The sequence below is a fragment of the Bradyrhizobium sp. ORS 278 genome (assembly GCF_000026145.1).
Lineage (GTDB): Bacteria > Pseudomonadota > Alphaproteobacteria > Rhizobiales > Xanthobacteraceae > Bradyrhizobium.
Map to the genome: position 1 here is coordinate 5,358,996 of NC_009445.1, position 13,969 is coordinate 5,372,964.

At 61.0% G+C, this 13,969-nt stretch carries 8 protein-coding genes; 5 read left to right on the forward strand and 3 right to left on the reverse strand.

What is annotated here, in order from left to right; genetic code table 11:
- Positions 1-10 precede the first annotated feature (10 nt).
- Positions 11-1,294 carry a nucleotide sugar dehydrogenase gene (locus BRADO_RS23950; RefSeq protein ID WP_041756872.1) on the reverse strand — a complete coding sequence of 428 codons (1,284 nt, stop codon included), beginning with the start codon at positions 1,292-1,294 and terminating at the stop codon, positions 11-13.
- 213 nt (positions 1,295-1,507) lie between these two features.
- Between BRADO_RS23950 and BRADO_RS23955 the strand changes: the two genes are divergently transcribed.
- Positions 1,508-2,470 (forward strand): lysylphosphatidylglycerol synthase transmembrane domain-containing protein, encoded by a 963-nt coding sequence (locus tag BRADO_RS23955; protein WP_012028786.1) that lies wholly within the window; start codon positions 1,508-1,510, stop codon positions 2,468-2,470.
- 6 nt (positions 2,471-2,476) lie between these two features.
- Here the strand turns inward: BRADO_RS23955 and asnB are convergent, their stop codons facing one another.
- On the reverse strand, positions 2,477-4,447 hold the full coding sequence (gene asnB / locus BRADO_RS23960) for an asparagine synthase (glutamine-hydrolyzing) (protein ID WP_012028787.1): 1,971 nt from the start codon (positions 4,445-4,447) through the stop codon (positions 2,477-2,479).
- A gap of 303 nt (positions 4,448-4,750) precedes the next feature.
- On the opposite strand from asnB, the gene BRADO_RS23965 reads away from it, so the two are divergent.
- The 3 genes from BRADO_RS23965 to BRADO_RS23975 all read left to right on the forward strand — a co-directional run bounded on the left by BRADO_RS23965 (position 4,751) and on the right by BRADO_RS23975 (position 10,870).
- Positions 4,751-6,784 carry an acyltransferase family protein gene (locus BRADO_RS23965; RefSeq protein WP_012028788.1) on the forward strand — a complete coding sequence of 678 codons (2,034 nt, stop codon included), beginning with the start codon at positions 4,751-4,753 and terminating at the stop codon, positions 6,782-6,784.
- A complete protein-coding gene (locus tag BRADO_RS23970) occupies positions 6,781-8,583 on the forward strand; it encodes a TIGR04372 family glycosyltransferase (RefSeq protein WP_012028789.1) in 1,803 nt (600 codons plus the stop codon). Before BRADO_RS23965 ends, BRADO_RS23970 begins: the two co-directional genes overlap by 4 nt.
- 238 nt (positions 8,584-8,821) lie before the next feature.
- A complete protein-coding gene (locus tag BRADO_RS23975; RefSeq protein WP_041756874.1) occupies positions 8,822-10,870 on the forward strand; it encodes an acyltransferase family protein in 2,049 nt (682 codons plus the stop codon).
- A gap of 109 nt (positions 10,871-10,979) precedes the next feature.
- Here BRADO_RS23975 and BRADO_RS23980 read toward each other — a convergent pair whose 3' ends face one another.
- The gene (locus BRADO_RS23980; protein WP_244422878.1) at positions 10,980-12,176 is read right to left on the reverse strand and encodes an acyltransferase; all 1,197 of its coding nucleotides are present in this window, start codon (positions 12,174-12,176) and stop codon (positions 10,980-10,982) included.
- 233 nt (positions 12,177-12,409) lie between these two features.
- Here BRADO_RS23980 and BRADO_RS23985 point away from each other — a divergent pair, with 233 nt between their 5' ends.
- Positions 12,410-13,915 (forward strand): MBOAT family protein, encoded by a 1,506-nt coding sequence (locus BRADO_RS23985; protein ID WP_012028792.1) that lies wholly within the window; start codon positions 12,410-12,412, stop codon positions 13,913-13,915.
- The last annotated feature ends 54 nt before the right edge of the window (positions 13,916-13,969 follow it).

Sequence of the window (13,969 nt, forward strand, 5' to 3'; positions counted from 1 at the left end):
GGTCGCTCCGTCAGGGCCGCCACAGCTCGATGGCGCCGGGTTTGCTCGCGCGGTCGAGCTTCATCTTGACATCGAGTACGAGGCCGCTCCCCTCGCGCAGCAGCCCCTGCACCAGCGGCCAGCCGCCGGCGAGGAACTGATCATGCGACACGGCGAGCACGACCGCGTCGGCCGGGCGCAGCGCCTCGGCCGCCGTCAGGGCAATCCCATACTCCTCGTGCACGGCCGCGGCATCGGCCAGGGGATCGGCCACCTGAACGTCGATACCAAACGACTGCAACTCACTGATGATGTCGATCACCCGCGAATTGCGAATGTCGGGCACGTTCTCCTTGAACGTCATGCCGAGAATGGTCACGACGCCGCTGCGCCCCTTCCGCTTCAGGAGTCCGCGGATGCATTCGCGCGCGATGCGCCGGCCCATCTCGTCATTGATCCGACGGCCCGCCAGGATCACCTCGGGATGATAGCCCGCCTTCTCGGCGCGATAAGTGAGATAATAGGGATCGACGCCGATGCAGTGTCCGCCGACGAGGCCCGGCGTGAACGGCAGGAAGTTCCACTTGGTCGCGGCCGCCGCGAGCACGTCGCCGGTGTCGATCTCCAGCGCCTGGAAGATCAGCGAGAGCTCGTTCATGAAGGCGATGTTGAGGTCGCGTTGCGTGTTCTCGATCACCTTCGCAGCCTCGGCAACCCTGATCGAGGGCGCGCGATGAATACCGGCTTTGACCACTGATCCGTAGACCTCGGCGACGATCTGCAGCGTCTGCGGATTCTGTGCCGAGACGACCTTGGTGATCGTCTCGAAGCGATGCGTCTTGTCGCCCGGATTGATGCGCTCCGGCGAGTAGCCGACGTTGAAATCAAGGCCGGCCTTCAGCTCGGAGCCGCTCTCCAGCAGCGGAACACAGTCCTCCTCGACCGCGCCAGGATACACCGTCGACTCATAGACCACGATGTCGCCGCGCTTCAGCACCGCCCTCACGGTGCGCGTGGCGGAGCGCATTGCGCTCAAATCGGGCCGGCGAGCACTGTCGATCGGGGTCGGGACGGTGACAATGAAGAAATCGGCCGCAGCCATGTCAGCCGGATCGCTGGTGAAGCGCAGGCCGGGCCGCTTAAGATCGGCGGCCTCGACCTCACAGGTGCGGTCCCTGCCGTCCCTCAGCTCGGCGACCCTGGCAGCATCGATGTCGAATCCGATCACCGGGCAGCCGGCGCGCGCGAACGCCGCGGCGACCGGCAGGCCGACGTAACCAAGGCCTATCACCGCAATCTTCCGGCCATGAGACATAAATTGATATTCCGGTCGTTTCGGAGGCATTGACGCCACCCCTGCGACTGTTTAGCCACCGGGGCGTCAGGACCGCAAGGGGTCGGCCGCCGCCACGGCGCGGGGCCTCGTCTGAGGTCCGGTCCGCCAGGACGGGGGTTGCGCGTCTTCGCACTCGGCTTGGGCCCCTTCAACCAAGAGCGAAGCGACAACCAAGAGCGAAGCCGACCTCGCATGCGTGCGTTTTTGATTCTCCTCCTTCGAATCGTGGTGTCGCTCGCTTTGCTGTATCTCGCGCTGCGCGGGATCAACTTCGCGGCGATCCGCGAACGGCTGAGCCAGATCAGCATCGGCTGGATCGTACTGGCTGTCGCCATCACGCTGTTCCAGATCTTCATCGGCGCGCTGCGCTGGCGCGAGATCTCAGCGCTGTGCGGCGCGCCGCTCACCGACCTCAAGGCGTTCCGCTACAACATGATCGGCGCGTTCTTCAACCAGACCCTGCCCTCATCGATCGGCGGGGACGCCGTGCGATTGTGGCTGATCGGCCGCACCGGCGCCGGCTGGCGCGCGGCGAGCTACTCGATCCTGACCGACCGCGCTGTCGGCTTCATCGCGCTGGCACTGATCATCGTGGCGAGTTTGCCCTGGAGCTACGGCATGATCGCCGACGAGCACGGCCGCCTGGCCTTGGTGCTGGTCGATGCCGCGGCGCTGGCGGCCGGCGTCGGCTTTCTCGTCATGGGCTATCTGCCGGCGAAATGGATGAAGGCGTGGTGGCCGACACGCCATGTCCACGCGTGCTCGGTGATCGCCAACAAAGTGATCTTCGGCCGGACGACGGCCGTCAAGATCGCGGCGCTGTCGCTCTCGATCCATGTGCTGGCCGTCGTCATCGCCTGGTGCGCGGTGCGCTCGATCGACGCCCCCGCCGGGTTCGAGCAGCTGTTCCTGCTGACGCCGCCGATCATGCTGATCACGATGCTGCCGATCTCGATCGCCGGCTGGGGCGTGCGCGAGGCGACGATGATGGTGGCGTTCGGTTACGCCGGCCTGGCGCCGGCGGACGGCACGGTGGTCTCGATCCTGTTCGGCGCCGTCTACTTCATCGTTGGCGGCATGGGCGGCATCGTCTGGATTCTCAGCGCCGAGAAGGGCCAGGGCAAGCTGGCGGTCCCCGCTACCGTCGAGGACTGAGCGACCTCAAGCCCGCGCCCATTCGTCGTACCAGGCTTCGGCCATCAGCACGTTCCACAGCCAGTAGGCATGATTGTGCCGTCGGCTGAGATGCTCGTCCAACATGCGCGTCACCCGCACCGGATCGAACAGACCCTGCCGCTTCAGCCGCTCCGGCGACAGCAGGTCTGAGGCCCATGATTTCAGCGGCCCGCGCAGCCACGAGTCCAGGGGTATGCTGAAGCCGGTCTTCGGCCGGTCGATCATTTCGGCCGGCACATACCGGTAAAGCACCTGCCTCACCAGCCATTTGCCGCGGCCGTCGCGCACCTTCATATCGGGCGGAACCCGCGCTGCGAATTCGACGACGTCCTTGTCGAGGAACGGCACCCGCGTCTCCAGCGCCACCGCCATGGCCGCACGGTCCACCTTCTGCAGAATGTCGTCGCTGAGATAGCTGAGCGAATCGGCCAGCGTCATGCGGTCGAGCGGATCGAGAGCCGCTGCGCCTTGCCGCATCTGCTCGCCGGCCCAGTGCGCGCGCTCCTCCCCGTCCAAGACCGTGCGCGTCGGAGACGGATCGATCGAGCACAGCGCTCGGTACAAACCGTCGAATCCATCGGCCGCGATGAGACGTCCAAGCTTGGCAACCTGATCTCCGGGATGCCGGACCTTGAACCGGCGCGGCAGCAGCGGCTGCAACGCCCCGAGAACGGTATCGGCCGGTTCCGGAGCGATAGCGCCGAGCACGGCCCCGAGAGCACGCCGCAGCGGCAGCGGCCAACGGCCGAGACGCGCTTGCAGGGCGCCGCCCCAAACGTGCCTGTTGTAGCCGCCGAACAACTCGTCCCCGGCATCGCCGGACAGCGCGACCGTGACGTGCCGGCGGGCGAGTTGGGCCACGAGATGCGTTGGGATCTGCGAGGAGTCGGCGAACGGCTCGTCATAGATGCGCGGCAGCTTCGGGATCACGTCCATCGCAGTGCGCGCGTCGACATACATCTCGGTATGATCGGTGCCGAGATGCCGCGCGACGCGGCGCGCATCCTCGGCCTCGTTGTAGCCGCCCTCGGCGAAGCCGATGCTGAAGGTGCGCACCGGCTGGCTGGCCTGCGCCTGCATCAAGGCGACAATCGTCGATGAATCGATTCCGCCGGAGAGAAACGCGCCGAGCGGCACGTCCGAAAGGCACTGCCGCTTGACGGCGGTCGAAAGAAGCTGCCCTAACCGATCGATCGCTTCGCTTTCGCCGTCGATCCGGTCGCCCCGGCCTGAGGTCAGCCGATCGCGCAGCGACCAATAGGGTCGCGGCTCGGGCAACTCGCCCGGCACGGCGTCAGAGGGAAAGCTTACGAACGATGCGGGCGGAAGCTTACGAACGCCACCCCAGATTGTGGCCGGTGCCGGAACGTAGGAGTAGCGCATGAACGCCGTGAGCGCCGCGCGATCCAGCGACGGGGACCAGGACGGATGCGCGGCCAACGCCTTGAGCTCCGATCCGAACACCAGGTCGCCACCGATCCAGCCATAGAACAGTGGCTTCTCGCCGAAACGGTCACGCGCCAGCACAAGCTCACGCGCCTCTGCGTCCCACAGCGCGAACGCAAACATGCCGATCAGCCGCTGCAGCGCCCGATTCACACCCCACTGCCTGATCGCGGCGAGCAGCGTCTCGGTATCGGAATGACCGCGCCAATTCGGGGCGGCGCCACCCGCATCCAGCTCGGCCCTTATGTCCAGATGATTGTAGATCTCGCCATTGAAGGTGATCGTGTAGCGCCCGCAGGCGTCATGCATCGGCTGCGCGCCAGCCTCGGACAGATCGAGGATCGCGAGGCGTCGCTGACCAAAGCAGACCCCATGCCGCGCGTCTATCCATGTGCCCGATGCATCCGGGCCACGGTGCGCCAAGGCCGCGGTCATGCAATCGGTGATCGAGACCAACCCGGCATGATCCGTCGCCCGCTCGGTCTGCAGCAAGCCCGCGATGCCACACATATGCCAGATCTTCCAACCTGCCCCAGAATTTTACCCGATGCGCTATACACGCCGATGGACCCAGCCGACAACACGCAATCTTTCTCTCGAAGCTTCTCTTGCGGCCGTTAGGCTGGAGATTTTCGAGCGAAATTCGCGTATGGCATTTCAAAATGGAGCGCACGTCCTCCGCCAAGACACAAGATTGCACAGGAGTGAGCTATCGCGATGCTCCAAAATGCATTATGGCATGTCGAGAAACATGATGTTTGCCGGCATCGGTCCTAAACGTTTGTTCGGCAATTCCGCGCGAAACTGTACGAAATGAAACCAATCAGCCAGCCTGCAACACATACGAGCTTCGGCTCCAGCTATAGACCTGATATCGACGGTTTGCGCTGCGTAGCTGTCATGCTGGTCGTAATCTATCACTTGTTTCCGAAGGCGGTGCGCGGCGGCTTCGTTGGGGTCGACATATTTTTCGTGATCTCAGGCTATCTGATCACATCCATACTGTACTCGGAGTTGCGCCTCGATAACTATAGCTTGTTGTCATTTTACGATAGACGTATACGTCGGATCTTTCCTGCGCTCATCGTCGTACTGGCCTCAACCTTGGTGGCCGGATGGGTGTTACTGTCGCCCGACGAGTTGATTTCACTTGGGCAGACAACTTTAGGTGGCGCCACTTTCTCAGCTAATCTGGTTCTGCTTAAACAAATCGGCTACTTCGATATTGCGGCGGAAAACAAGCCTCTGCTACATCTTTGGTCACTCGGTGTCGAGGAGCAATTCTACATCGGCTGGCCGCTGATCCTCGCAGCTGCCTACCGATGGAGGCTGAACCTCCTGAGCCTGATCTGCATCATATCCCTCGCCTCCTTCGCTCTGAATCTCGCTGTCGTCCACAAGTATCCGGATCTGGCCTTCTACTTGCCTCTGACGCGCGCCTGGGAACTCGCGGCCGGCGCTGGGCTGTTGTTCCTGAGGCAGCTTTCGCAAAACCAGACATTGGCCACCGCCCATGAACGACTTGATCGCGCTCTCGCGTCAGCAATCTGGGACACCACGCGCTGTTCGAAGCCCCCCCGCGTGGCCAGCGATTTTCGAGCATCGATCGGGATCATACTGATCCTGGTTTCGGCCTTCAGCCTGACCAGTCGAACGCCCTTTCCCGGGGTAGCAGCCCTGCTTCCGGTGATCGGAGCCGCTCTGTTGATTTCAGCACCAAACGCGATTTTCAATCGACGAATCCTGGCCAGCCGCCTCTTCGTCTTCATCGGACTGATCAGTTATCCACTCTACCTTTGGCATTACCCTCTCATCGCATATGCTAGGCTCGTCAGTGACGAAGCCCCGAGCAGAGGCCTGCTGCTTGGCATCGGCGCCGCCAGCATATTGCTTGCTTGGTTGACTTACCGCTTTATCGAGAAGCCGATTCGATTCGGATGGCAGGGCAAGCCGCGCATCGTTGCGCTCGCGTCAGCCATGGCATTGCTCTGCTTCGTCGGAGGCGCAGCTGTGCTGGGCAACGGGTTCGACGGACGGCTGCCGGAAGCCGTCCGCGCCTACGTCGCGGCAAATCGTGGAGACGAGACCTCGGCACATTGGCGACGAGGGAGTTGTCTGCTGTTGCCCGAGCAGGACGCCAGTCAGTTCGGAGCGGAATGCACCGGTGACGCCAGACGGCCCTTGGTGTTGTTGTGGGGCGATTCTTACGCTGCGGCACTCTATCCTGGACTGAAGTCACTGCAATCGGAACTAAGCTTCGGTCTGGCGGAGCTGACGGCAAGTGCTTGCCCGCCCGCAATCGGCTTCGTGCATCCGCAGCGTCCCTTCTGCAAAGGAGCAAACGACGAAGTGGTGCGTAAGATTGAAGAGCTGAAGCCGGAGATCGTCGCTCTTCATTCGACCTGGATGTTCGATCTGGCATCTCTCGAGCCGATGCTGCAGCAGACGGTCACTCGGCTCCGCGAGGCCGGCGTCAAACGCGTCGTCATCATCGGTCTCGTTCCCTCCTGGCGGGGACGGAGCCTGCCTCAGAATCTCGTCGACTACTACATGAAAGATCCCTCACACCCGCTGCTGCCGGCCCGAACAAAATTCCGCCTCTTCCCGAGCGGCGACCAGAACGACAAGCTGAAGGCAATTGCCGGTCGCTTGAAGGTTCAGTTCATATCTCCGCTAGATCTCATGTGTGATCCCGCAGGATGTCTCGCCCGCGTAGGAGATTCTCCATCTGATCTGACCGCGTTCGATACCGGTCATCTAACCGTTCCGGGCTCGATCTATCTGGCCCAGGCCATGAAATCCCAGCTGCTTCCAACCATCAGCGGCACAGAGAAGCCTGTTCAATGAACTCCATTCTCTTCCCGGGCGCTGCGCGTGAGACGGGCTACAAGTACCGAATTGCGAAATTCGTGTTCACGAGATGCCCTTACCTGATCAGCACAATCCTGTTCGTGATGTGGCGCTCCATGACGGGCCGCAGGGGACTCGATCAGTTTGTCACCGTTCCGTCGCGCAGGTACCTCGCGATCTTCAGCAGATTAACTCGTGTTCCCTGGATCGCCGGCACGGCACGCTTCATCATTGAAGGCGCCGCGGCCGACCGAGCTGTGTGCGAGCTGGTCGAATACGGTCCGAATCAACCGGAGCTCGGATCCGACCGCTGCTATTTGGAGGCAACCAAGGCCATCCTCCATCACTTCGAGTTCCACGGCAAGCAGGCACAGGAGCGCTATCTTGCTGCGGTGTCCGACGAATCAATCTATGACGACGACAAAGCCTTGCATGCAGCGATCGAGGGGTTGGATCGGCTGCCGCCTGAACGGCGCTCCGTCGTTGGCGGATGGCTGTTCTTTGCGCTCAGAAAACTTCTGTTGATCTTTTATCACGATGGCCGAGGCAGCCTCGTCCCACAGATCGGAGCCAGATCCGTCCAGCTGCAAGCCCAGCTGAGATCAGATCTTCCGCGTCCGTCCAGGGAGCTGACTGCCGTCCTTGCGGACCACAACATCGAATACGCAAATCTGCGGCTCCTTTCTCCCGATTGGTCGGCGCTGATCGGCCATATGGGACATTTGGACGTTCATCTGCGGATGCACGACATGCAATGGTGGAGCGGCTCACCACTGCTCGCGACCTATTCCGGCAAGATCGCCAACCGCGCCTATCTCTCTCTCCTCGAAGAGCGTTGTCCGACGCTCGTTCTCGAAGAGAAACTGAGCCCGGCCGTCTGGGTAGAACTTTGCGCGCTTACGAAGTATTTCGGTGTCTCGCATCAGCTCTGGGGCTCTGCAGAACGACCGATCGGATATTGGAATGATTGGGGCGCTGCCGCTCTCCAGGAATGGACATCTCGCGGCCTGGGCTACCCGATGCGCGATGCGTACGACCGAAAATTCCAGAACTCCGATGAAGTCTCATCGGCCATGACGGCTTTTAGAAGTTATTTCGGCATGGCCGGAGGGGAATGGTACGTTTGCCTCCATATGCGCGATGCCGCGACCCGGGGCGAAAGAGAAGGCAAGGGAGAAACCGTCCGGAACGCAGGATTGTCCAACTACATCGCGGCCATCAATTACATTACGGCTCAGGGCGGCTGGGTCGTCCGCATGGGCGGCCCAGATGTTCCCCCGCTGCCGAAAATGCCCCGTGTGATCGACTATGCGCGGTCCCAGTTCAGGTCCCCGCTGATGGACCTTCATTTGGTCCGCAATGCGCAGTCCTTCATCGGCACGACCTCTGGGTTCGCCTATGTAGCCAGCAGTTTCGATGTCCCTTCTGCGATGGTCAACTGCATTAGTTCGATTGGCCTTCTCTGGACTGACCGGACTCGTTTCGCGCTGAAGCCGCTCCGCACCTCGGCGGGACAAATGTTGAGCCAACGTGATCTCACCTGCGACAGGTGGCGCTGGGCTTTCCCGACCTACGAATCCCTGGCGGAGGCCGGTCTGGTGTTGAGCGAAAATAGCGCTGACGAGATCCTGGAAACAGTGAAGGAGGTGCAGCAGATCGCCAAGGGAGAGCAACCGGCATCGCCCCTGATCGGACAGTGGCGCCGATCACTGACCTTGCCCGGCTTCTACGGTGCATCGGCACCGAGTTCCTACTTTCTAGAGAAGTACAAGAACGAGCTGTTGGATCCGGAGTAGTCCCTTGGATATGACCTTGCCGGTGCGGCACGGAAGCAGGGTCAGGTGACCATTCCGCCGGAAGCCGTCTTGGGGCAACGGGCTCTTGAATTTGAAGAGCACGTGCGAGCAGTTTCATCGAAAGGCGAAGGAATGAACGTGGGCAACGAGTGCTACTCGTGACGGCTTCCGTTCCACGTTACGCCTTGCGATGTACCTGGACCTTAGGTAGCTTTCCACCATACGAGGTGTATTGATTATGCAACATCTGGATCATCGGCGCGACATCGATGGACTCCGCGCCGTGGCAGTACTGGCGGTCGTCTTCTTCCATGCGACGCCGCGTCGCCCGCTCGGTGGTTTCGTCGGCGTCGACGTCTTCTTCGTGATCTCCGGCTTCCTGATCACCTCGATCATCATGAAGAACATGCAGCAGGGCAAATTCAGCTTTGCTGAGTTTTACGCCCGACGCATTCGGCGCTTGTTTCCCGCTCTGGCCATCGTCATGACAGCGAGCCTTGCGGTGGGCTGGACGATGCTGTTTCCCGACGAATACTGGATGCTGGGAAAACATGCGCTGGCCGGCAGTTCGTTCGTCTCCAATCTGGTGTTCTGGAGTGAGGCCAACTACTTCGATGCCGCGGCGGGAGCCAAGCCGTTCCTACACCTATGGTCGCTGGGTATTGAGGAGCAGTACTATCTGATCTGTCCCGCCATATTGTGGCTGGCCGTCCGGCTTCGGCTCAATCTCGTCACTCTCACCATCACCGGCCTTCTGCTTTCGCTCTTCGTCTGCACCGACATCGTACGATACAATCCCACTGCCGCCTTTTACTCCCCGTTGACCCGCAGCTGGGAACTGTTCATGGGTGGCCTTCTCGCTCTCCTGACAATTCGCGCAGCCGCCGATCCGGGGCATCCCTTCGGCGAGCGCTTGGCGGCTAATCTGACCCCCGTCCTTTTCAACCCGTCCGGGCCGCGCATCCAGGTCGAGCAACTCCGCACTGCTGCATCGATCGCGGGTTTCGTTCTCGTCGCCTATTCGATCATCGATCTCCGCTCGGAGCATTTTCCCGGTTGGGCCGCCCTGGCGCCGACGGTTGGAACGACGCTGCTCATCGCCGCTGGACCGGAGACCTGGATCAACAGGAATCTACTCGGAAATCGCGTGATGGTCTGGCTTGGCCTGATCAGCTATCCCCTTTACCTGTGGCACTGGCCGCTGCTCTCATTCGCCTACATCCGCGATCAGCAGTGGCCGGCAGCTCCCCTCGCCCTTGCAATCGTCGCACTCAGCGTTGTGTTGGCCTGGCTTACCTATGTCGTCGTAGAACGTCCCATCCGGGCGATCAAGCGCCCGGCGGCCGTCACCGGAGGACTGGTTGCGGCCATGGTCGCCATCGGCGCGTTCGGAGCGTTCGACTTTACGAATGGCGGGTTCAGCTCGCGTTTGAAGGATCGTCAGCAGTTCGCCGACTACTTCAATGCTCTCGCATACGACGGAAGCAAGTTTGTCGAGCAGCGCGAGCAAATTGCTCAAAACAAGTGCAACTTCTACGACTATAAGAGCAAGCTTCCGACCTTGGTTCCACTGCCCGAGATCGCACCGGAATGCTACACAAAAACCGGATCACGTTCGGTGTTGCTGTGGGGAGACTCGCACGCCGCCCACTATCTGTATGGACTCCAGCAGACCCTACCGGCCGACATCACGCCCCTTCTGGTGTTCGGAAGTGGGTGTAGAGCCAACTACCCCAACGAGGCCAATATCGACAAGGAGCGGTGCGACAAGTCGAACTCCTTCGCGTTGAAGGTGGCGCGCGAACGGACGCCTGACATCGTCATCATGGCTGCGACGACGCCACTCGACGTCGATTTTGCACGCCGCATGACGGCGACGCTGAAAGGCTATGGCGTAAAGCACGTCATCGTCATGGGCCTCGTCCCTCATTATCGCGCGTTCCTCTACAAGATCATCATGCGCCGGTACTGGCCGGAGATTCCGCGCCGGACGAACGGATTCCTGGATCCGCGTCACGTGAAGTTCGATCAGGAGTTCCGTGACAGCCTCTCCGCCAATGAGCCGTTCGAGTTCATTCATACGTTCGATACCTTCTGCAACAACGAAGGGTGTCTCGCCTATGTCGGAGACGACGTCTATGAAGGGCTCGTTGTGTTCGACCATCAGCATTTGCGGCCGATGGCCTCGACCTACGTGGCCAAGACCACGCTGACCCCCGTGATCCTGCGGCTCCTGGCCAACGATCGCACCTCCGAAAACCGAGGCCAAGCGGAGAGCCCGCGTTAGAAGACGTCCCGGCTCCGGCCGGGACGAATTTATTTCTGAGGGTCGGATCGCGGCGTCCAGATCGCAGCACCTCGGCCTCGATTGATCTGCTCGTGGGATGCGTCAGGCCTCAGCTTCGATGGAGCATCTTCCCGAGCCGTTCCGAAAACCATCGATCGAAGATCAACCCGGCCAGCCGAGAAAGCTCCGTGGTCCGGGCATCGACCGTACGGTGGAGCAGCGTCGACATGCCGAACACAATCACAAACGTGATTAGGATCGTGACGACGGCGTTGATCCCGTAGGATAGACCGCTCAGCGCCAGCGCGCTGGCTGCGGTGACGCTGCAGATGATCGGGATATGAACCAAATAGAGTACGAAGGACAATCTTCCGAGATAGCGCCCCATGGGACCGCCGAAGCCGGCTTGCAGGATCTGGCTGTACAGAAGCGCGCCGACGGCGAGAACGGCCCCGATCATGTGGAAGGCGGTGGTCGGGAGACGTCGGGGAAAGAGCGGATGCCATGTTGCTGCGACTCCGTCGGGCGTGTGGGAATAGGCGCCGAAATACAGCCCGACGACGAACACTGCCAGCGCGAGTGCCTCGCGCCCTCCCGACAAAGGAAGCAGGCGGACAAGGGCCGTCCGGATCGGCTCCTCCAGCTCGTAGAACAGCACACCGACCGCGAACAGCGCGTAGTAAGAATCGTAGCTGAATCCGAGACAAATGACCGTGACGACGATGCGCGTAATGGGATTGCGGATGCAGGTATAGGCGAGGAAGATCGTGACCGAGCCGATCAGTTCGATGCGCATGGTCCACAGATTGGAATTGTAGTCGGCGCGCCCGTTGCGAAATGCGTCGTACAGAGCTTCGCGCACCATGCTCCAGAAGCTAGGCTCGAATCCCTGGTACCACATTGCGAGCCAGTCGCTGTGAGTCACCAGATGGGCCGCCTCGACATTGCTCATCAGTCCTGCAGCCATGATGGCCCAGGCGATCGTCGAGGTCATGAGCATCGGTACCGCGAGTCGCAGATAGCGCCGCACGATCTGGGCCGGAAAGCTGAGAGACGTCGCCTCACTGAAGCCTCCCAGCACGTAGCCGCTGAGCACGAAAAAAATGCAGACGGCGAAAGATCCCTTCCAGAGCCAGCTCAGGAGTGAAACGCCGAGCCACATCTCAGCGGGAAAGTGGATCTCCGCCGGCGCGAAGCTCACCATCCCCGGGAAAACGGCCAGGATCAAGTGTCCGAAGAAAACGATGCAGGCGGCGCTCCCACGCAAGCCGTCGAGAAACGGCCGCCGCGCCATTTCACCGGACATGGAAACGTCTCGTCCCAAAATTCCTTCTCCCCCTCATCGCTCCGGAAGGACTGCTAGCAGCTCCGACATGGTTTCCCAAGCGGATCCTATGTTTTCGAAGCATTCAACTCTGTAGATCTCCCGCACGGAGCCGCGCCTTCACCGGGTCCATGTCCGGGCAACGGGGGGCTAGCTTGGCAGGCCCGGTCAGAGTTGATACGATCCCCGGCTCAGTGCTGCCTTGGCCTTTCGACATGCTCTTCACCCAATTCGAGTTCATCTTCCTGTTCTTGCCGGTGACCTTCGCCGGCTATTTTCTTATCGGGCGTCGTTTTGCCGATCCGACTCCGCGTCTCGTCTGGCTGGCTGCGGCCTCGCTCGTGTTCTATGCCAATTGGGACATCGGCTTTATTCCGATCATCTTGACGTCAATCGTCTTCAATTATGCCCTTGGACTTCTGATCGCCGCTCAGACATCCAAGCCCGTGCGAACCAGGCTGTTCGCCGTCGCAGTGGTCGCAAACCTTCTCGCTCTCGCTTTCTTCAAGTACACGAATTTCGGCATCGACATCTTCGATGCAATCATGCGGAACCGGCATCCACATCTCGACATCGCGCTGCCGCTCGGGATCTCGTTCTTCACCTTCACGCAGCTGGCCTATCTTGCTGACGTCTACGCCGGCGTCGCAACCGAGCGCAGCTTCGTCAAATACACCCTGTTCGTAACCTATTTCCCGCATCTGATCGCAGGACCAATCTTGCATCACCGGGAGATGATGCCGCAATTCGGCTCGGATGAAAGCAAGAGCGTTTCGGTCGAGCGCGTCGCCACCGGGATCACCATCTTCATCATCGGCTTGTTCAAGAAGGCGGTGATCGCGGACGGGTTCGCGCTGATCGCAAATCCCGTTTTCCAGACCGCAAGCCGGTTTCATCTTCACGCCATCGATGCCTGGGGCGGTGCGCTGGCCTACTCGCTGCAGATCTATTTCGACTTCTCCGGCTATTCGGACATGGCGATCGGACTGTCGCTGCTGTTCGGTATCCGTCTTCCGTTCAATTTCGATGCGCCCTACAAATCCCGCAGCATCATCGAATTCTGGCGCCGCTGGCACATCACCCTGTCGCGCTTCCTCAGAGATTATCTGTACATCCCTCTCGGCGGCAACCGACACGGCAGCAGCCGGCGCCGCCTCAACCTGTTTCTGACCATGGTGATCGGTGGCCTCTGGCACGGCGCAGGCTTCACCTTCGTGATTTGGGGCGCGCTTCACGGTGGCTACCTGATCGTCAATCACGTGTGGCGGGAGACCGTCGGTCGCTGGCCAGCGCTGCAGCGGCACTTGAACAGCTTCTGGTACCTCGCATCTACGCTGGTGCTGACGCAGCTGGCTGTGGTGATCGCATGGGTGTTCTTCCGCGCCGAGACTCCCAGGATCGCCGGTCGTGTGCTCCGCGCCATGGTTGGAGCCTCGCTGAACGATCAGATCGCACCCAGTAACACGGTGACCTGGCTGTCGCTCGCGGCCGTGATCGCCGGCTACGCCGCCTGCCTGCTGCTCACGAACGTCAACGCCATGTTCGATGTCTGGAACGTCGGCTTGAAGAGCTACGACAATCCGCGGGGCTGGAGCCTCGTCGAATTGCAATGGCGACCGACCACCGGCTGGGCCGTTGCGGCATCCCTGGTCTGCTCGGCAGCGCTGCTCGTGAGCCTGCTCGCCGGCGACGGAGCGCAGTTTCTCTATTTCCAGTTCTGAAATCCGCCGGAGCACGACGTGTTGGAACATCGAAGAGCTGACGACGGCACGTCG